16 protein-coding genes are annotated in these 19600 nt (G+C 60.6%); 14 read left to right on the forward strand and 2 right to left on the reverse strand.

Annotation, left to right across the window (positions count from 1 at the left end; all coding sequences use genetic code 11):
- Window positions 1–34: 34 nt before the first annotated feature.
- From AAEO81_RS24735 to AAEO81_RS24765, 7 genes are all read left to right on the forward strand, one after another.
- Window positions 35–2734, forward strand: a complete 2700-nt coding sequence (locus AAEO81_RS24735; RefSeq protein ID WP_341959608.1) for a [protein-PII] uridylyltransferase — start codon at window positions 35–37, stop codon at window positions 2732–2734.
- A gap of 77 nt (window positions 2735–2811) precedes the next feature.
- Window positions 2812–4008, forward strand: coding sequence for a succinyldiaminopimelate transaminase (dapC, locus tag AAEO81_RS24740; RefSeq protein ID WP_341959609.1), 1197 nt, complete (start codon window positions 2812–2814; stop codon window positions 4006–4008).
- 172 nt (window positions 4009–4180) lie between these two features.
- Window positions 4181–4888 carry a M12 family metallopeptidase gene (locus AAEO81_RS24745; RefSeq protein WP_341959610.1) on the forward strand — a complete coding sequence of 236 codons (708 nt, stop codon included), beginning with the start codon at window positions 4181–4183 and terminating at the stop codon, window positions 4886–4888.
- 273 nt (window positions 4889–5161) lie between these two features.
- On the forward strand, window positions 5162–5530 hold the full coding sequence (locus tag AAEO81_RS24750) for an ArsC family reductase (protein WP_341959611.1): 369 nt from the start codon (window positions 5162–5164) through the stop codon (window positions 5528–5530).
- Window positions 5531–5705: 175 nt separating this feature from the next.
- Entirely contained in the window at window positions 5706–6740 is a 1035-nt protein-coding gene (gene dapD, locus AAEO81_RS24755; protein WP_166593549.1) for a 2,3,4,5-tetrahydropyridine-2,6-dicarboxylate N-succinyltransferase, read from the forward strand.
- 112 nt (window positions 6741–6852) lie between these two features.
- Window positions 6853–8058, forward strand: a complete 1206-nt coding sequence (locus tag AAEO81_RS24760) for a cysteine desulfurase (RefSeq protein WP_341959612.1) — start codon at window positions 6853–6855, stop codon at window positions 8056–8058.
- A complete protein-coding gene (locus AAEO81_RS24765) occupies window positions 8055–8459 on the forward strand; it encodes a SufE family protein (protein ID WP_341959613.1) in 405 nt (134 codons plus the stop codon). The genes AAEO81_RS24760 and AAEO81_RS24765 overlap by 4 nt, the downstream gene beginning before the upstream one ends.
- A 148-nt stretch (window positions 8460–8607) precedes the next feature.
- Here the strand turns inward: AAEO81_RS24765 and tcdA are convergent, their stop codons facing one another.
- Window positions 8608–9432: a tRNA cyclic N6-threonylcarbamoyladenosine(37) synthase TcdA gene (tcdA, locus tag AAEO81_RS24770; protein WP_341959614.1), complete on the reverse strand. Its 825-nt coding sequence runs from the start codon at window positions 9430–9432 to the stop codon at window positions 8608–8610.
- Window positions 9433–9778: 346 nt separating this feature from the next.
- Between tcdA and AAEO81_RS24775 the strand changes: the two genes are divergently transcribed.
- The 7 genes from AAEO81_RS24775 to AAEO81_RS24805 all read left to right on the forward strand — a co-directional run bounded on the left by AAEO81_RS24775 (window position 9779) and on the right by AAEO81_RS24805 (window position 18922).
- On the forward strand, window positions 9779–12367 hold the full coding sequence (locus AAEO81_RS24775; protein WP_341959615.1) for a glycosyltransferase: 2589 nt from the start codon (window positions 9779–9781) through the stop codon (window positions 12365–12367).
- Window positions 12368–12555: 188 nt separating this feature from the next.
- Window positions 12556–13707, forward strand: coding sequence for a succinyl-diaminopimelate desuccinylase (gene dapE / locus AAEO81_RS24780; RefSeq protein WP_341959616.1), 1152 nt, complete (start codon window positions 12556–12558; stop codon window positions 13705–13707).
- Window positions 13707–14516 (forward strand): putative RNA methyltransferase, encoded by an 810-nt coding sequence (locus tag AAEO81_RS24785; protein ID WP_341959617.1) that lies wholly within the window; start codon window positions 13707–13709, stop codon window positions 14514–14516. Before dapE ends, AAEO81_RS24785 begins: the two co-directional genes overlap by 1 nt.
- A 90-nt stretch (window positions 14517–14606) precedes the next feature.
- A complete protein-coding gene (locus AAEO81_RS24790; RefSeq protein ID WP_341959618.1) occupies window positions 14607–14984 on the forward strand; it encodes a hypothetical protein in 378 nt (125 codons plus the stop codon).
- Between the two features lie 245 nt (window positions 14985–15229).
- Entirely contained in the window at window positions 15230–17722 is a 2493-nt protein-coding gene (gene plsB / locus AAEO81_RS24795) for a glycerol-3-phosphate 1-O-acyltransferase PlsB (protein WP_341959619.1), read from the forward strand.
- A gap of 63 nt (window positions 17723–17785) precedes the next feature.
- Window positions 17786–18187 carry a YbaY family lipoprotein gene (locus tag AAEO81_RS24800; RefSeq protein ID WP_166593557.1) on the forward strand — a complete coding sequence of 134 codons (402 nt, stop codon included), beginning with the start codon at window positions 17786–17788 and terminating at the stop codon, window positions 18185–18187.
- Window positions 18188–18232: 45 nt separating this feature from the next.
- Window positions 18233–18922, forward strand: a complete 690-nt coding sequence (locus tag AAEO81_RS24805; RefSeq protein WP_166593558.1) for a DUF4197 domain-containing protein — start codon at window positions 18233–18235, stop codon at window positions 18920–18922.
- A 69-nt stretch (window positions 18923–18991) separates the two neighbouring features.
- On the opposite strand, the gene AAEO81_RS24810 is transcribed toward AAEO81_RS24805, so the two are convergent.
- Complete coding sequence (locus tag AAEO81_RS24810; protein ID WP_341959620.1) at window positions 18992–19558, reverse strand: DUF4337 domain-containing protein; 567 nt, start codon at window positions 19556–19558, stop codon at window positions 18992–18994.
- Between the last annotated feature and the right edge of the window lie 42 nt (window positions 19559–19600).

The raw sequence follows: 19600 nt of genomic DNA on the forward strand, positions 1-19600 counted from the left end.
CCCCGTGCGATATAGATAGAAGGAAAGCAGTTCGATGCCGCAGGTGGACCCAGATTTGTTCGATCGTGGCCAGTTTCAGGCCGAACTGGCGTTGAAAGCGAGCCCCATCGCCGCCTTCAAAAAGGCTATCCGTCAGGCCCGTGAGGTACTGGACGAACGCTTCAAGTCAGGCCGGGAAATTCGTCGGCTGATCGAGGACCGGGCCTGGTTCGTCGACAACATCCTGCAGCAGGCCTGGGAACAGTTCGACTGGAGCGAGGATGCCGACATTGCACTCCTCGCCGTGGGTGGCTATGGGCGCGGCGAACTGCATCCTTATTCGGACATCGACCTGCTGATCCTGCTGGACAGCGCCGATCACGAAGTTTTCCGCGACTCCATCGAGCGTTTTCTGACGCTGCTGTGGGACATTGGCCTTGAGGTTGGCCAGAGCGTGCGCTCGGTCGATGAGTGCGCCACCGAGGCCCTCGCGGATCTGACGGTGATCACCAACCTGATGGAAAGCCGCACGATTGCAGGCCCGGAGCATTTGCGTCAACGCATGCTGGAAGTCACCAGTACGAGCGAAATGTGGCCAAGCAAAGAGTTCTTCCTGGCCAAGCGCGCCGAGCAGAAAGCCCGTCATCACAAATACTTCGACACCGAATACAACCTGGAGCCGAACGTCAAAGGTTCCCCGGGTGGCCTGCGCGACATCCAGACCATTCTGTGGGTGGCCCGTCGCCAATATGGCACCCTGAACCTTCATGCCTTGGCGGACCAGGGCTTCCTGCTGGAGAGCGAACACGCGTTGCTCGCCGCCTCCCAGGAGTTTCTGTGGAAGGTGCGCTATGCCTTGCACATGCTGGCGGGCCGTTCCGAAGACCGCTTGCTATTCGATTACCAGACCAGCATCGCCCGCTTGCTGGGGTATCAGGATAACGACGCGAAACTGGCCATCGAACGCTTCATGCAGAAGTATTACCGCGTGGTCATGAGCATTGCTCAACTGAGCGATCTGATCATTCAGCACTTCGAGGAGGTGATCCTGTCGGACGACGCCAACACCGTCACCGAATCGATCAACTCGCGCTTCCAATTGCACGATGGCTACATCGAAGCGACCCATCCGAATGTCTTCAAACGCACGCCGTTCGCGATTCTGGAGATCTTCGTGTTGATGGCTCAGCGCCCGGAAATCAAGGGCGTGCGTGCCGATACCATTCGCCTGCTGCGCGAACACCGGCACCTGATCAACGACGACTTCCGCAACGATATCCGCAACACCAGCCTGTTCATCGAGCTGTTCAAATGCGAGATCGGCATCCACCGCAACCTGCGCCGAATGAACCGTTACGGCATTCTCGGGCTGTACCTGCCGGAGTTCGGCCACATCGTCGGGCAAATGCAACACGACCTGTTCCACATCTACACCGTCGATGCGCACACCCTGAACCTGATCAAGCATCTGCGTAAGCTCCAATACACGCAGGTGTCGGAGAAATTCCCGCTGGCCAGCAAGCTCATGGCCAAGCTGCCGAAACCCGAACTGATCTACCTCGCAGGCCTGTACCACGACATCGGCAAGGGCCGCGGCGGTGATCACTCAGAACTGGGGGCGGTGGATGCCGAGGCGTTCGGCATCCGTCACCATCTGCCGAACTGGGACACCCAACTGATCGTCTGGCTGGTGCAGAACCATCTCGTGATGTCGACCACAGCCCAGCGCAAGGACCTCTCCGACCCGCAAGTCATTCACGACTTTGCGCAGTTCGTCGGCGACGAAGTGCATCTGGATTATCTCTATGTGCTGACCATCGCTGACATCAACGCCACCAACCCGACGCTTTGGAACTCGTGGCGCGCCAGTCTGTTGCGCCAGCTGTACACCGAGACCAAGCGCGCCCTCAAGCGCGGGCTGGAGAACCCGGTGGATCGCGAAGAGCAGATCCGTCGTACCCAAAGCGCGGCGCTGGACATTCTCGTGCGCAACGGCACCGATCCGGACGACGTCGAGCAACTGTGGTCGCAACTGGGCGATGACTACTTCCTGCGCCACACCGCAGGCGATGTGGCCTGGCACAGCGATGCGATCCTTCAGCAACCGGCCGACGGTGGCCCCTTGGTACTGATCAAGGAAACCACCCAGCGCGAATTCGAAGGCGGCACCCAGATCTTCATTTACGCACCGGATCAGCACGACTTCTTCGCGGTGACCGTGGCGGCGATGGACCAACTGAACCTGAACATTCACGACGCCCGCGTCATCACGTCGACCAGCCAGTTCACCCTCGACACCTACATCGTGCTCGACAGTGAAGGGGGTTCGATCGGGGAGAATCCGGAACGCATCAAAGCCATTCGCGACGGTTTGACCGAAGCGCTGCGCAACCCGGACGACTACCCGACGATCATCAAGCGTCGCGTGCCACGCCAGCTCAAGCATTTCGCGTTCGCGCCCGTGGTGACGATTTCCAACGATGCGCAACGGCCGGTGACGGTGCTGGAGCTCAGCGCGCCAGACCGTCCGGGGTTGCTGGCACGGCTGGGCAAGATCTTTCTGGAGTTCGACCTGTCGCTGCAAAACGCCAAGATTGCAACCTTGGGCGAGCGAGTGGAGGACGTGTTCTTCCTCACCGACGAGAACAACCAGCCGCTGTCCGACCCGCAACTGTGCAGCCGCTTGCAAGACGCCATCGTCACGCAGCTCAGCGTCAATCCCGAACCCACCAGCGGGTTGCGCATCAGCATCTGAATCGACACCTTTTTCTGGCTATTCAACGGCGCCCGCCCCCGACGGGCTGGCGCCCCGCTTCCTGAGACCGATTGCCCATGAACAACGCTTTGCAACAGCTCCAGCCTTACCCGTTCGAAAAGCTCCGCGCGCTGCTGGGTACCGTGACGCCGAACCCGGACAAGCGGCCAATCGCCTTGTCCATCGGCGAGCCGAAGCATACTTCGCCTGCGTTCGTCGCCAAGGCACTGGCCGACAACCTCGACCAGATGGCCGTTTACCCGACGACAGCGGGCATTCCAGCCCTGCGCGAAGCCATCGCTCACTGGTGCGAACGCCGTTTCAGCGTTCCGCAGGGCTGGCTGGATGCGGGCAAGCACGTGCTACCGGTCAACGGCACCCGTGAGGCACTGTTCGCTTTCACCCAAACCGTGGTCAATCGCAGCGATGACGGACTGGTCATCAGCCCGAACCCGTTCTATCAGATTTACGAAGGTGCTGCGTTCCTGGCCGGGGCCAAGCCGCATTACCTGCCGTGCCTGGTCGAACACGGCTTCAACCCCGATTTTGACGCTGTGCCTGCGGACATCTGGAAGCGTTGCCAGATCCTGTTCCTGTGCTCGCCGGGCAACCCGACTGGCGCGCTGACCCCGGTGGACACGCTGAAAAAGCTGATCGCGCTGGCCGACGAACACGATTTCGTGATCGCTGCTGACGAATGCTACAGCGAGCTGTATTTCGATGAAGACACCCCGCCGCCGGGCCTGCTGACCGCCTGCGCCGAACTCGGCCGCCAGGACTTCAAGCGTTGCGTCGTGTTCCACAGCCTGTCCAAGCGGTCGAACCTGCCGGGCCTGCGCTCGGGCTTCGTCGCCGGTGACGCCGACATCCTCAAGGGCTTCCTGCTCTACCGCACCTACCACGGCTGCGCCATGCCGGTTCAGACCCAGCTTGCCAGCATCGCGGCCTGGAATGATGAAGAACACGTCAGGGCTAACCGCGACCTGTACCGCGAGAAGTACGATGCGGTGCTGGATATCCTCTCCCCGGTCATGGATGTGCAGCGCCCGGACGGCAGTTTCTACCTGTGGCCAAACGTCGGCGGCGACGACGCGCAATTCTGCCGTGACCTGTTCGAAGCCGAACACGTGACGGTGGTGCCGGGTTCTTACCTGTCGCGGGATGTGGACGGGTTCAACCCCGGCGCAGGCCGTGTGCGCATGGCACTCGTTGCGCCGTTGGCCGAGTGCGTCGAAGCGGCTGAGCGGATTCGGAATTTCGTGAAGCGCCGCTGATCGCCGAGCTGTAACGCCCCATCAAGGTCACCGGTTTCCAGGTGACCTTTTTTTTGCCTGAATTTCAGCCTCTATACATATGTATATCAGCCGGGGTCGGCGTATCCGGGACAATGCATGCGGGCCAGAAGTACGCTGGCTTTTACGATATTCACAAGCAAGGAGGCTTGAGATGGACTGTTTATTCAAATGCCAGCGGATAACCCGAGCAGGCACACATCACTCGCCCGCTGCAGCACCTCAGCGCAAAAGACGATCGATAGGCGCGCTTTCGTCATTCTGGCCAAACGGCAGCACGCTGCGAATTGCATTTGTCGATGACGACCTGGCACCGGATCATCAACAAAAGCTGATCGATGCGATCAACGAATGGCAACCCTACGTGAACCTCCAGTTCGAGTTCATCGACGGACGTGAAGGCCAGCCGGATCATGGCAAGGGTGATATCCGCATCACCACCGACTCAAGCATGAACTATTCGCTGATCGGCACCGCTGCAAAGGCTAATGACCCATGGGACCCGACCATGGTCTTGGGCATCCAGCCTTCAGACCCCAAATTCGCCAGTACCGTCATGCATGAGTTTGGACACGCATTGGGTGCGGAGCATGAGCATCAACATCCCGAAGCAGATATACCGTGGGATGTACCGAAGGTGTACGCCTTCTATGCGTCGAAAGGGCACTCCAGGGAAGTGGTCGATGAAAGCGTGTTGGGAAAACTGTCGGCGGAGGCGACCTTGATGCTGCCTTACGACCGGGATTCGATCATGCATTACCCGGTCGATAATGCCCTCACGTTGGGAGACTGGGAGGTGGGACACAACGCCTCCCTCAGCGAAAAGGACAAGGCGTTCATGCAGGCCGCGTACCCGAAGTGAGTGCCGCATGAGGCCTGACCAATGCCTGACCACGAAAAAACCGTATGCACAGCACATCGTCGTCAGTTCCAAGGCGACGATGTCACGAAGAGGCATAGCGTCGAAGTGCCATATTCCTGGTTTACCCTGATGCCGCCAATCAAGGCATGGCGAGTGTTCGCACAAAAATGCCCGTCAATGCACACAAAGCCTCGCCAAGCCGCGCCCAACCGGTCTGTACGTGGCATAATCCGTCACCGTTTTTTCCAATCATCCCAAAGAGGGGGCAAGCTCATGGCTGACAAACAGTTGCACCTGTACGGGATCAAGGCCTGCGACACCATGAAAAAGGCGCGCACCTGGCTCGATGAAAAATCGGTGAACTACGATTTCCACGACTACAAGACGCTGGGCATCGACCGTGAACACTTGACTCAGTGGTGCAACGAGCACGGCTGGCAGACGCTGTTGAATCGCGCCGGCACGACCTTTCGCAAACTGGACGACTCGCAAAAAGCCGACATCGACCAGAACAAGGCGATCGAACTGATGCTCGCGCAACCGTCGATGATCAAGCGCCCGGTGCTCGATCTTGGCGACAAGACCCTGATTGGCTTCAAACCCGAACTGTACGCAGCGGCTATCGCCGAACAGGCGGTGTGAAAACGTAGCGAGCGAAGGCAGGACAAGGCAAAAACAGGCGGGAAACGGCCGGGGTCGCGCCCGACTCTAGGTGTTCTAAATGAGCATTTTCCGCCTGTTTTTAACTCAGTAATGCCGAGCGCAGCAGTTTTCACGCCGCTTGTGATTGAGATAGCCCCACATTAGAGGTATCCCCATGTCCACTTCCCTGTTCAGCCTGGCCTTCGGCGTCGGCACTCAAAATCGTCAAGGCACCTGGCTGGAAGTTTTCTACGCCCTGCCTCTGCTCAACCCGTCGGCTGAAATCGTTGCCGCCGTGGCGCCAATCCTGGGTTACACCGGTGGCAATCAGGCCATCGCTTTCAACACCGATCTGGCCTCCAAACTGGCGGATGCGCTGAAATCGGTCGACGCCGCTCAAGCCGCGCTGCTGACACGTCTGGCCGAGAGCCACAAGCCGCTGGTCGCCACGGTACTGGCTGAAGACGCCGCACTGACTTCCACGCCTGAGGCCTACCTCAAGCTGCACCTGCTGTCCCATCGTCTGGTCAAGCCACACGGCCTGAGCCTGGCAGGCGTGTTCCCGTTGCTGCCGAACGTGGCATGGACCAGCCAGGGCGCCATCGACCTGGGCGAACTGCCCCAGCGTCAACTGGAAGCCCGCCTGAAAGGCGAGCTGCTGGAAGTGTTCTCCGTCGACAAATTCCCGAAAATGACCGACTACGTCGTGCCGGCTGGCGTGCGCATCGCTGACACCGCACGTGTGCGTCTGGGCGCTTACATCGGCGAAGGCACCACCGTGATGCACGAAGGCTTCGTCAACTTCAACGGCGGCACCGAAGGCCCGGGCATGATCGAAGGCCGTGTGTCGGCTGGCGTATTCGTCGGCAAGGGTTCGGACCTGGGCGGCGGTTGCTCCACCATGGGCACCCTGTCCGGTGGCGGCAACATCATCATCAAGGTCGGTGAAGGCTGCCTGATCGGCGCCAACGCCGGTATCGGCATTCCGCTGGGCGACCGCAACACCGTGGAAGCCGGTCTGTACATCACCGCAGGCACTAAAGTCGCGCTGCTGGATGAGAAGAACGAGCTGGTCAAGGTCCTCAAGGCCCGTGACCTGGCGGGTCAACCTGACCTGCTGTTCCGTCGCAACTCGCAAACCGGCGCCGTGGAATGCAAATCCCACAAGTCGGCCATCGAGCTGAACGAAGCGCTGCACGCTCACAACTGATCCACTGCGGGAGCCTTCATTCGTGATCCGATATGTCACACGACACTACGCTGTCGTCTGACATACCCTTTCGCGAATGAATTCGCTCCCACAGGACAGAGAGTCAATCCCCATGTCCCTCATTTCTCCATGGCGCGCTGACTTCCCTGCTCTCGACGCCCTCGAACGGCAAGGCCAGACCTACCTGGACAGCGCCGCCACCGCACAAAAGCCCCAAGCCCTGATCGATGCGCTGGCCCATTACTACGCCAATGGCGCGGCCAACGTGCACCGTGCCCAGCACCTTCCGGGCGCGATGGCGACTCAGGCATTCGAAGATACTCGCCGCAAGGCTGCCGAATGGCTGAACGTCGGTTCTTCCGGGCACATCGTCTTTACCCATGGCGCCACTTCAGCATTCAACCTGTTGGCGTATGGGCTTGAGCATCTGTTTCAGCCGGGCGATGAAGTCGTCATCAGCGCGCTGGAACACCACGCCAATCTCTTGCCGTGGCAGCAGCTGGCGAAACGTCGAGACCTGAAACTGATCGTGCTGCCGCTGACCGCTCAGGGCGTGATCGACCTCGACGCCGCTGCCTCGTTGATCAATACGCGTACTCGGTTGCTCGCCGTCAGCCAGCTCTCCAATGTGCTGGGAACCTGGCAGCCTGTGGCCGAACTGGTCGCACTGGCCAAGGCGCAGGGTGCACTGACGGTCATCGACGGCGCTCAAGGGGTTGTGCACGGTCGTCACGATGTCCAGGCGCTGGACTGTGATTTCTACGTGTTTTCCAGCCACAAGCTGTACGGCCCCGACGGCGTGGGCGTGTTGTTTGGTCGCCAACACGCATTGGCGCGATTGCAACATTGGCAGTTTGGCGGCGAGATGGTGCTCCAAGCGGGCTATCAGGATGCAACGTTCCGTCCGGCTCCCTTGGGGTTTGAGGCGGGTACGCCACCGATTTCCGGCATCATCGGGTTGGGCGCCACTCTCGATTACTTGAACGACGTCAATCAAGTCGCTGCGGCTGAACACGAAGCCCGTCTGCACGAGCTGCTGCGCGCCGGACTGATGTTGCGCGAAGGTGTTCGGCTGGTGGGCGATCCACACGTGGCGTTGGTCAGCTTTGTGGTCGAGGGCGTGCACAACGCCGACCTCGCGCATCTGCTGACCGAGCAAGGCATCGCGGTGCGTGCAGGCCATCATTGTGCGATCCCGCTGATCAGCAGCCTTGGCCTGTCAGGCGCGATTCGCGTGTCGCTGGCGCTGTACAACGACTCCGAGGACTTGGAGCGCTTCTTCAACGCGCTGGATCAGGCGCTGGAGTTGTTGCGATGAACCTCCCCGAAGACGCGCAAACGGCACTGAACACCTTCAACGGCTCATTGAGCTGGGAGCAACGCGCTCGCCTGCTGATGCAATGGGGTGAGCGTCTGCCCCTTCTGGCTGACAACGAGAAAACCGACGAACGCCTGGTCGATGGTTGCGAGAGCAAGGTCTGGCTGCTGGGGGAGGTGATCGACGGTCACTGGCAGTTTCGTGCGGCCAGCGATGCCCGGTTGATTCGCGGGTTGGTGGCGTTGCTGCTGGCACGGGTCAATGGGTTGTCGGCGGTCGAATTGCAGCACGTCGACTTGAACGACTGGTTCAATCACCTGGGCTTGAGCCGCCAGCTCTCCCCTTCGCGCAGCAATGGGCTAAATGCCGTCTTGCAGAAGATGCGGCAGTTGGCGGGCTGAACACGACGCCGCAAATCCTCCGTAGGAGCGAATTCATTCGCGATGGGCACGTCCCGGCGATGCATGTCGCTCGGCCGTACCGCCGTCTCGCGAATGAATTCGCTCCCACAGGGGCGGCGGCGTTGCGACAAACAGATGCCATGGGCAATCAGGGCTGCGCCGCTTCCTTCGCCTTGGCCCGCTCCGACGGGCGCCGCATGCCTGCCACGATTTTCTCCACCGCCTTGGTCGCTGCAACCATCCCGAACGTCGCGGTGACCATCATCACTGCGCCGAACCCGCCTGCGCAGTCGAGTTTCACGCCATCGCCCACAAAGCTCTTCTGCAAACAGATGCTCCCGTCCGGTTTCGGGTAGCGCAGTTGCTCGGTGGAGAACACGCACGGCACGCTGTAATGACGGGTCACGGTGCGGGAAAAGCCGTAATCGCGGCGCAGGGTCGAGCGCACTTTCGAGGCGAGCGGGTCGTTGTAGGTGCGGTTGAGGTCGCAGACCTGGATCAATGTCGGGTCAATCTGCCCGCCTGCCCCGCCGGTGGTGATGATCTGGATCTTGCGACGCTTGCACCAGGCAATCAGCGCGGCCTTGGCGTTGACGCTGTCGATGCAGTCCAGCACACAGTCGATGTCGGGCGTGATGTATTCGGCCATGGTCTCGCGGGTGACGAAGTCGGCCACGGCATGGACCACGCAATCGGGGTTGATCTCGCGAATGCGGTCGGCCATGACATCGACCTTGGAACGGCCGATGGTGCTGCTCAGGGCGTGGAGCTGACGATTGCTGTTGCTGACGCAGACGTCGTCCAGGTCGAACAGTGAAATCTCGCCCACGCCACAGCGGGCCATGGCTTCCGCCGCCCAAGACCCCACGCCGCCAATGCCGACCACTGCCACATGGGCCGCGCGCAAGCGCTCCAGGCCTTCAATGCCGTAGAGACGGGCGACGCCAGCAAACCGCGGATCTTCTGTGCTCATGACCAATACCCCAAAAAACCGGCGCGCATTATAGGCCGTGCGTGAAATTGGGACAGCTGTTTGGTGGGGGTGTTTGGTCTGAAAAATCGATGCTGATCTTGTAGGAGCCGGCTTGCTGGCGAATGCGGTGTGTCAGCCAATTCATCTGTGGCTGACACACCGCTTTCGCCAGCAAGCCGGCTCCTACAAAAAACCGCGCGTGTCAGACAACTTCGCTGAGCTCACTACGAACGCGAAATGCCCTACATTTTTTTCAGAATAGAACTTCAACCTTCGTCAGTTGCCAAAGCTCTCGCTGGCTGACGTCTCAGCCTCCCCCTGTTCCCCCTTGGAACCTGAAGTCGCTATGCCATCCCGCAAATTTGGACTCAACCTGGTAGTCGTCGTGGCGATCGCCGCGCTGTTCACGGGTTTCTGGGCACTGATCAACCGCCCTGTGACCACACCCAACTGGCCTGAACACATCTCCGGATTCTCTTATTCCCCGTTCCGCCTGGGACAAAACCCACAGAAGGGCGTGTACCCGTCCGACGAAGAGATGCGTCAGGACCTGGAGTTGATGAGCAAATGGACTGACAGCATCCGCATCTATTCGGTGGACGGCCCTCAGCAGGACATTCCCAAGCTGGCCGAGGAATTTGGCCTGCGCGTGACACTGGGCATCTGGATCAGCCCCGATCTTGAACGCAACGAGCGGGAAATCAATACCGCTATTCAACTAGCCAACACCAATCGCAGTGTGGTTCGGGTCGTGGTCGGCAACGAAGCGCTGTATCGGGAAGAGATCAAGCCGAAAGACCTGATGGCGATCCTTGACCGCGTGCGTGCCGCCGTGAAGGTGCCGGTGACCACTTCCGAGCAATGGCACATCTGGGAGAAATACCCAGAGCTGGCCAAACACGTGGACCTGATCGCTGCGCACATCCTGCCGTACTGGGAATACATCCCGGTGGACAAGGCCGGGCAGTACGTTCTGGATCGCGCCCGCGAACTCAAACACATGTTCCCGAAAAAGCCGCTGTTGCTCTCTGAAGTGGGCTGGCCCAGCAACGGCCACATGCGCGGCGGTGCAGACGCCAATCAGGCGGACCAGGCGATTTACCTGCGCACGCTGGTCAACAAACTGAACCGTCAAGGCTTCAAATATTTCGTCATCGAAGCGTTTGACCAGCCGTGGAAAGCCAGCGACGAAGGCTCGGTCGGTGCTTACTGGGGCGTGTACAACGCCGACCGTCAGCAGAAATTCAACTTTGAAGGCCCCGTCGTCGCGATCCCGCAATGGCGGGTACTGGCGGTGGGCTCGGCCGTGCTGGCCATGCTGGCACTGGCGCTGCTGTTGATCGACGGCTCGGCCCTGCGCCAGCGCGGTCGCACTTTCCTGACGTTCATCGCCTTCCTTTGCGGTTCAGTGCTGGTGTGGATTGGCTACGACTACAGCCAGCAATACAGCACCTGGTTCAGCCTGCTTGTAGGATTTCTCCTGGCATTGGGCGCATTCGGGGTGTTCATCGTACTGCTGACCGAGGCCCACGAACTGGCCGAAGCGGTCTGGACCCACAAGCGCCGTCGTGAATTCCTGCCCGTCCATGCGGACAAGGCCTACAGACCGAAAGTCTCGGTGCACGTGCCCTGCTACAACGAGCCGCCGGAAATGGTCAAACAGACGCTGAACGCACTGGCCGCGCTGGACTACCCGGATTTCGAAGTGCTGCTGATCGACAACAACACCAAGGACCCGGCTGTCTGGGAACCGGTCAAAGCCCACTGCGAAATGCTCGGCGAGCGCTTCAAGTTCTTCCACGTCGCGCCGTTGGCGGGCTTCAAGGGCGGCGCGCTGAATTACCTGATTCCTCACACCGCAAAAGACGCTGAAGTCATTGCCGTGATCGACTCGGACTACTGCGTTGACCGCAACTGGCTCAAGCACATGGTCCCGCACTTCGCCGACCCGAAAATCGCCGTGGTGCAGTCGCCTCAGGACTATCGCGACCAATACGAAAGCGCGTTCAAGAAGCTCTGCTACTCGGAATACAAAGGCTTCTTCCACATCGGCATGGTGACCCGCAACGACCGCGACGCAATCATCCAGCACGGCACGATGACCATGACTCGCCGCTCCGTGCTCGAAGAATTGGGCTGGGCCGACTGGTGCATCTGTGAAGACGCCGAGCTGGGCCTGCGGGTGTTCGAAAAAGGCTATTCCGCCGCGTACGCCCACCACAGCTACGGCCAGGGCCTGATGCCGGACACATTCATCGACTTCAAAAAGCAGCGTTTCCGCTGGGCATACGGCGCGATCCAGATCATCAAACGCCACGCCGCCAGCCTGCTGCGCGGCAAGGACACCGAATTGACTCGTGGCCAGCGCTACCACTTCCTGGCGGGCTGGCTGCCGTGGGTCGCCGACGGCATGAACATCTTCTTCACCGTCGGCGCGCTGCTGTGGTCGGCGGCGATGATCATCGTGCCGAACCGGGTCGATCCGCCGCTGCTGATCTTCGCGATCCCGCCCTTGGCGCTGTTCTTCTTCAAGGTCGGCAAGATCATCTTCCTCTACCGTCGCGCCGTGGGCGTGAACCTCAAGGATGCGTTCTACGCCGCCCTGGCGGGGCTGGCGCTGTCGCACACCATCGCCAAGGCGGTGCTCTATGGCTTCTTCACCACCAGTATTCCGTTCTTCCGCACCCCGAAAAACGCCGACAGCCATGGCCTGCTGGTGGCAATTTCCGAGGCCCGTGAAGAGCTGTTCATCATGTTGCTGCTGTGGGGCGCAGCGCTGGGCATCTGCGTGGTGCAGGGCCTGCCGAGCTACGACGTGCGTTTCTGGGTGATGATGCTGCTGGTGCAGTCGCTGCCGTACCTGGCGGCGCTGATCATGGCGTTTCTGTCGTCGCTGCCCAAACCCAAGGCACAGACGGAACCGGCCACGGCCTGAAACAATTGAGTGCTGTACTAAACGGCGGCCTTCGGGTCGCCGTTTTGCTTTAAGATATCCCCCCTTTTTGTAGGCGCGCGCTTGCCCGCGAAATCCGCGTGTCAGGCTCTACGTGACTGACGGTCCAATCGCAATCGCGGGCAAGCGCGCTCCTACAGGGTAAACACATTCATTTCTGCGGACCTTTCATGACAGCCCCAGCCGATCTCTCGCCCACTCTGCAACTCGCCTGCGACCTGATCCGTCGCCCATCGGTCACGCCGCTCGACGCCGATTGCCAGGCTGTGATGATGAAACGCCTGGGCGCTGCCGGTTTCATGCTGGAGCCGATGCGCATCGAAGACGTCGATAATTTCTGGGCGACCCATGGCACGCAAGATGGCCCGGTGCTGTGTTTCGCCGGCCACACCGACGTGGTGCCGACCGGTCCTGTGAAAGCGTGGCAGAACGACCCGTTCGACGCGCTGATCGATGAACACGGCATGCTTTGCGGCCGTGGCGCGGCGGACATGAAAGGCAGCCTGGCGTCGATGATCATCGCCACCGAACGTTTCGTCGCCGACCACCCGAACCACAAGGGCAAGGTTGCGTACCTGATCACCAGCGACGAAGAAGGCCCGGCGCACCACGGCACCAAGGCAGTGGTCGAGCGTCTGGCGGCGCGCAAGGAGCGTCTGGACTGGTGCATCGTCGGCGAGCCGTCGAGCACCACTCTGGTGGGCGATGTGGTGAAAAATGGCCGTCGCGGTTCCCTCGGCGCCACGCTGACCGTCAAAGGTGTTCAAGGCCACGTGGCCTACCCGCATCTGGCGAAAAACCCGATTCATCTGGCCGCTCCGGCGCTGGCTGAACTGGCCGCCGAGCATTGGGACGAAGGCAATGAATTCTTCCCGCCGACCAGCTTTCAGATCTCCAACCTGAATGCGGGCACCGGCGCGACCAACGTGATTCCCGGCGACCTGACCGCCATCTTCAACTTCCGCTTCTCCACCGAATCCACGGTCGAAGGATTGCAGAAACGCGTGGCCGACATTCTCGACAAACACGGGCTGGACTGGCACGTGGAGTGGGCGCTGTCGGGCCTGCCGTTCCTCACCGAGCCGGGTGCGTTGCTCGATGCCGTTTCGTCCAGCATCAAGACCGTTACCGGCCGTGACACCAAGGCGTCCACCAGCGGCGGTACGTCGGACGGCCGCTTTATCGCGACCCTCGGCACGCAGGTGGTGGAATTGGGGCCGGTCAACGCCACGATCCATCAGGTGAACGAACGCATTCTGGCCAGCGATCTCGACGTGCTGACCGAGATCTACTACCAGACCCTGGTCAAGTTGCTCGCCTGATGCTGACCTGCCCGATCTGCTCTGCCCCGCTCGATGCAGCGGACAACGGCGTGGTGTGCCCGGTCGGCCATCGCTTCGACCGCGCGCGTCAGGGTTACCTGAACCTGCTGCCGGTGCAGCACAAGAACAGCCGCGACCCTGGCGACAATCAGGCGATGGTCGAGGCGCGCCGGGATTTTCTCAACGCCGGGCATTACGCGCCGGTGGCGAAGCGTCTCGCTGAGCTGGCCGCCGAACGCGCCCCCGCGCACTGGCTCGACATTGGCTGCGGCGAGGGCTATTACACCGCCCAGATCGCCACAGCCCTGCCCCATGCCGATGGTTATGCGCTGGACATCTCTCGCGAAGCGGTCAAACGCGCCTGCAAACGCGACCCGAACCTGACCTGGTTGATCGCCAGCATGGCTCGCGTGCCGTTGCCAGACGCCAGTGTTCAGTTCATCGCCAGCGTGTTCAGCCCGTTGGACTGGGACGAGGCCAAGCGCCTGCTGTCGCCCGGCGGCGGCTTGATGCGTGTAGGACCGACCAACGAACACCTGATGGAATTGCGCCAGCGGCTGTACGACGAAGTCCGCGATTACGCCGATGACAAGCACTTAGCGCTGGTGCCTGAAGGCATGGCTTTGAAACACAGTGAGACCTTGCGTTTCAAACTGACGCTGGTGGACGGTCAGGCCCGGGCTAATCTGCTGGCGATGACGCCCCACGGCTGGCGCGCCAGTGCCGAGCGCCGGGCCAACGTCATCGATCAGGCCGAGCCGTTCGAGGTGACCGTGTCGATGCGCTACGATTATTTCGTTTTGCAGTGACCGGCTGACTTAATACCAGACACGAAACGCTGAACATGAAACACCGAATGAATCCGCGAATGGATTTTCCAGAACAACCCAGAGGTATCCATGCGCCAACCCGATATCGAGATTTACCTGAAAGACGCCGACGTCGATCACAAGGCCATCACCACTTGGCTGACCGCCGACATCGGCCCGTGCAGCGAGTGGGTGCAGAAAGGCCAGACCTGGAAATGCACCGCCGGTGACATCCCGGTGACTTGGATTCCCAAGGCTGTAGGAAAGTGGAACAGCCTTTGTCTGGACAGCGATAAAACCCCGTGGGACGACGACATCGCCTGCGCCCGCGCCGCTTTCAAAGCCTTGAACGTCGAAGTGCGTTGCGCACCAGGCACATGGGTCGAGGAAGAAAGCGACGAAGACGCCGACCGCTGGATTCGCATCAGTGCGGACGGTGAAGAAGAGATTACCTGGCGCACGTCGTAAGACGCCGCAAACCCGGGTCGGATGCGCCATGCGTCGTTTTGACGTGCACCTGTAACCTGTGGGAGCGAATTCATTCGCGATTGGCCGGTGCATCCCCCAGATGCGTACCGGCTTCACCATCGCATCGCGAATGAATTCGCTCCCACAGGGAATTACCCGCCCCTTCCCGCCGCCGCTTTGCCCATCCCCGCCATATCCGGCAAACTGACCGCTTCGTGGGCTTTGCCCCTCAGCGCAGAATTCGTATGACCCGCTCCCCGTTTCGTCGTCTCGTTTTTGGCACCCTGCGTCGCCTGCTGTATGTGTGGGTGCGTTCGGAGACGATCAATCAGTCGTCTTTCACCCTCAATCTGGACCGCAGCCGACCGGTGTTTTACGCGCTGCAAAACCCGTCGATGACCGATCTGGCCGTGCTCGACACCGAGTGCCGCAAGGCCGGTTTGCCGCGCCCGGTGCTGCCGGTGGCGGTCGGCGATCTGACAGAACCCGCTGCGTTCTTTTACCTCACGCCTGAGCCCGACTGGCTGGGTCGTCAAGACAAACGCGGCGCCCCACCGACGCTGGAGCGATTGGTCGGTGCCGTCACGCAGAACGCCACCGAAGACGCGCAGATCATCCCGGTCAGCGTGTTTTGGGGGCAGTCGCCAGACAAGGAAGACAGCCCGTGGAAATTGCTGTTTGCCGACAGCTGGGCCGTGACCGGACGCCTGCGCAAGTTCATCACCATCCTGATTCTGGGCCGCAAGACCCGCGTGCAGTTCTCCGCGCCAATCCACGTGCGCGACCTCGTCGATGAGAACAAGGGCTACGAGCGCACCGTGCGCATGGCCCAGCGTCTGTTGCGGGTGCATTTCCGCAACCTGAAAGCAGCGGTCATCGGTCCCGACATTTCTCACCGACGCAACCTGGTGAAAGGCCTGATCAACGACCCGCTGGTCAAACAGGCGATCCTCGACGAAGCGGCACGCGAGAAAATCCCGGAAGCCAAAGCACGGGAAAAAGCCCTGCATTACGGCAACGAAATCGCCTCGGATTACACCTACACCGCCATCCGTTTTCTGGAAGTGGTGCTGAGCTGGTTCTGGAACAAGATCTACGACGGCATCAAAGTCAGCCATATCGAAGGCGTGCAGAACGTCGCGCAGGGCAACGAGATCATTTATGTGCCCTGCCATCGCAGCCACATCGACTACCTGCTGCTGTCCTACCTGCTGTTCCGCAACGGCCTGACGCCCCCGCACATCGCGGCGGGCATCAACCTCAACATGCCGGTCATTGGCGGACTGCTGCGACGGGGCGGGGCGTTTTTCATGCGCCGCACCTTCAAGGGTAATCCGCTGTACACCGCCGTGTTCAACGAATACCTGCACACCCTGTTCACCAAAGGCTTCCCGGTCGAATACTTCGTTGAGGGCGGCCGCTCGCGCACCGGGCGCATGCTGCAACCCAAGACCGGCATGCTCGCGATCACCCTGCGCAGCTACCTGCGCAATTCCCGTACGCCCATCGTCTTCGTGCCGGTCTACATCGGTTACGAGCGCGTGCTGGAAGGCCGCACGTACCTCGGCGAACTGCGCGGGGCCACGAAGAAAAAAGAGTCGATTTTCGACATCTTTAAAGTCATTGGTGCACTCAAGCAAAAGTTCGGTCAGGTGTCGGTGAACTTCGGCGAGCCGATCAAGCTGGAAGAATTCCTCAACCACGAACAGCCCGACTGGCGCACCCAGGACCTGGGGCCGGTGTTCAAGCCCGCGTGGCTTAACGCCACGACCCATCGCCTCGGTGAACAGGTCGCACGTCATCTGAACGAAGCGGCGGCGGTCAATCCGGTCAACCTGGTGGCGCTGGCGCTGCTGTCGACCAACAAGCACGCGCTTGACGACCGCGCGCTGTCCCGTGTGCTCGACCTGTACCTGACGCTGCTGCGCAGCGTGCCGTACTCGCCCCACACCACCTTGCCGGAAGGCGACGGCGCGGCATTGATCGCGCACGTCAAAGGTATGGACCTGCTGTCGGAGCAGAGCGACAGGCTCGGCAAAATCCTTTATCTGGACGAGCAAAACGCCGTCCTGATGACCTACTACCGCAACAACGTGCTGCACATCTTCGCGCTGCCCGCGCTGCTGGCGAGCTTCTTCCAGAGTTCGTCGCGCATGACCCGCGAGCAAGTGTTGCGCTACACCCGAGCGCTGTATCCGTACCTGCAATCGGAGCTGTTCATCCGCTGGTCGCTGGACGATCTGGATGGCGTCATCGACCAGTGGCTGGCCGCGTTCGTCGAGCAAGGGCTGCTGCGCTTCGAGAACGACGTCTATTTGCGTCCGGCCCCTAGCTCGCGAAGTTTTGTGCTGCTGACGTTGCTGTCCCGTGCCATCGCCCAGACGCTGCAACGTTTCTACATGGCCATCGCGCTGTTGCTGAACAACGGGCAGCACACGCTGACGGCCGAAGAGCTGGAAGACCTGTGCACGATCATGGCTCAGCGCCTGTCGATCCTGCATGGCCTGAACGCCCCGGAATTCTTCGACAAGAGCCTGTTCCGGCACTTCATCCAGAGTTTGTTAGACGAGGATGTGCTGCGCAAGGACGACACCGGCAAACTGGGCTATCACGAGCTGTTGGGCGAACTGGCCGAGGGCGCCGCCAAGCGGGTTTTGCCAGCAGAAATTCGATTGTCGATTCGCCAAGTGGCACTGCATCGCGATGAAGAGGTCTTAGACGCAGGCCCGAGTGTCTGAGCCATCGCGCTCAACGTACGGCATCTGCGGGCACGCCCCCTTTGTGACATGGAGATTCACCCGATGAAACACCTGATTCTGGCCTTGGCCACCACCGTCCTGGCCGCTTGCGCCGGTCATGCACCGGACAATTTGAAAGGCACCCTCGATGGCGAGGTGTTCTACCTGCAACGCATGGCACTGCCGCCGACCGCTACCCTGAAAGTCACGCTGCAGGACGTCTCCCTGGCAGACGCACCGGCTCAGACGCTGGCCAGCGAGAGCGGCCCGATCAAGGGACAGGTTCCTTTGCCCTTCCATCTGACCTACGATCAGCAACAGGTCAAACCGGGCCACACCTATGCCGTGAGCGCGCGCATCGAGGTCGATGGCAAGCTGCTGCTGATCAGCACTGAACGCTATACGGTGGACCTGACGCTGGAAGAGAAACCCCGGGTCAAGATCCGGGTAAACCCGGCCAGCTAAAGGGCCTTTGCCCGATTTTCTTCACCTCCGAAAAGGACGTTACCCATGCTGCTTCGCTCCCTCTCGTTCACTGGCCTGTTCGCCGGGTTGTTGCTCTCGGCCAATGCCTTCGCGCTGTCGCTGGGTGACCTCTCGCAGTCGGACGCCACCGGTGGTCTCAAGGACGCGCTGACCCAAGGTGCGCAGATTGCCGTCAAGCAATTGGGCGTGCCGGGCGGATTCAGCAACAACAAGGACGTGCGCATCGAGCTGCCAGGCAAGCTGGGCAAAGTGGCGAGCAAGATGAAGCTGCTGGGCATGGGCAATCAGGTGGATCAGTTGGAAACCAGCATGAACCAGGCAGCCGAAGCCGCTGTGCCACAGGCCCAGGCGATTCTGGTAGATGCCGTGAAGAAAATGAGCGTGTCTGACGCCAAGGGCGTGCTGACCGGCGGCAAGGATTCGGCCACTCAGTACCTGAACAAATCCAGCCGCGATCAGATCCGCGCCAAGTTCCTGCCCATCGTCAAGCAAGCTACCGACAAAGTGGGCCTGGCGCAGCAATACAACAGCTTCGCCGGCAAGGCCGCGAGCCTCGGCGTGGTCGATGCGAAAGACTCGAATATCGAAGGCTACGTGACCGAAAAAGCCCTCGACGGCCTGTTCGAGATGATCGCCAAACAGGAAGAAGGCATCCGCGCCAACCCGGCCGGTGCCGCCACCAGCCTGGCGAAGAAAGTGTTCGGCGCGCTTTAACGGGCACCTTTCGCGAGCAACAAAAAGCCCCGACACTGCGAAGTGCCGGGGCTTTTTCATGAGCCGCGTTCAGAGATGCAACCAGGCCATCACGCCGAGCAAGACACTGACGCCACCCGCGCCGTACGAGACTTTCTGCAGCCACTCCTTGCGGGTCAGCAAAGTGATCGCGGCCAGAGAAATGGCCATCTGAATCGCCATCATTGCCTGCGCCCAGCGGTGGTGAGAATGCAGCACCTGCTCGGATTTCTCGTCCCACGCTTGCGCCTGCGCCTCAAGGGCTTCGGCCTTGAGCTTGGCAGCCTCTTTATCGGCCTTGTAACGCTGGACCTCCGCGACGTAATGCGCGCTGTCCAGACCGGGTATGTGGCTCGCCAGGTCCGCGAGGTTTTCACGGCTCGATTTGGCCTGGTAGTAATTCCACTGATTCGACGCCTCGGTCTTCTTGATCGCGGCATTGTTCTTGTCCATCGCCGCTTCGCTTTCAGTGGAACCGGCCTGATAGCTCAACAACGCACCGACCGTCGCCATGATCGCGGTCATGACCGCGATCTTCCCGGCAAACCGATCCCCGGTGGTGTGCGCATGCTCGACATGATGTTCATGAGGGCTGGGAACTTCGAAGGATTCGGACATGGACTTCTATCGCCTGACACGACGTTGACTCGGAGGTGCTTG

The sequence above is a fragment of the Pseudomonas sp. RC10 genome, assembly GCF_038397775.1.
Classification (GTDB): domain Bacteria; phylum Pseudomonadota; class Gammaproteobacteria; order Pseudomonadales; family Pseudomonadaceae; genus Aquipseudomonas; species Aquipseudomonas bambusae.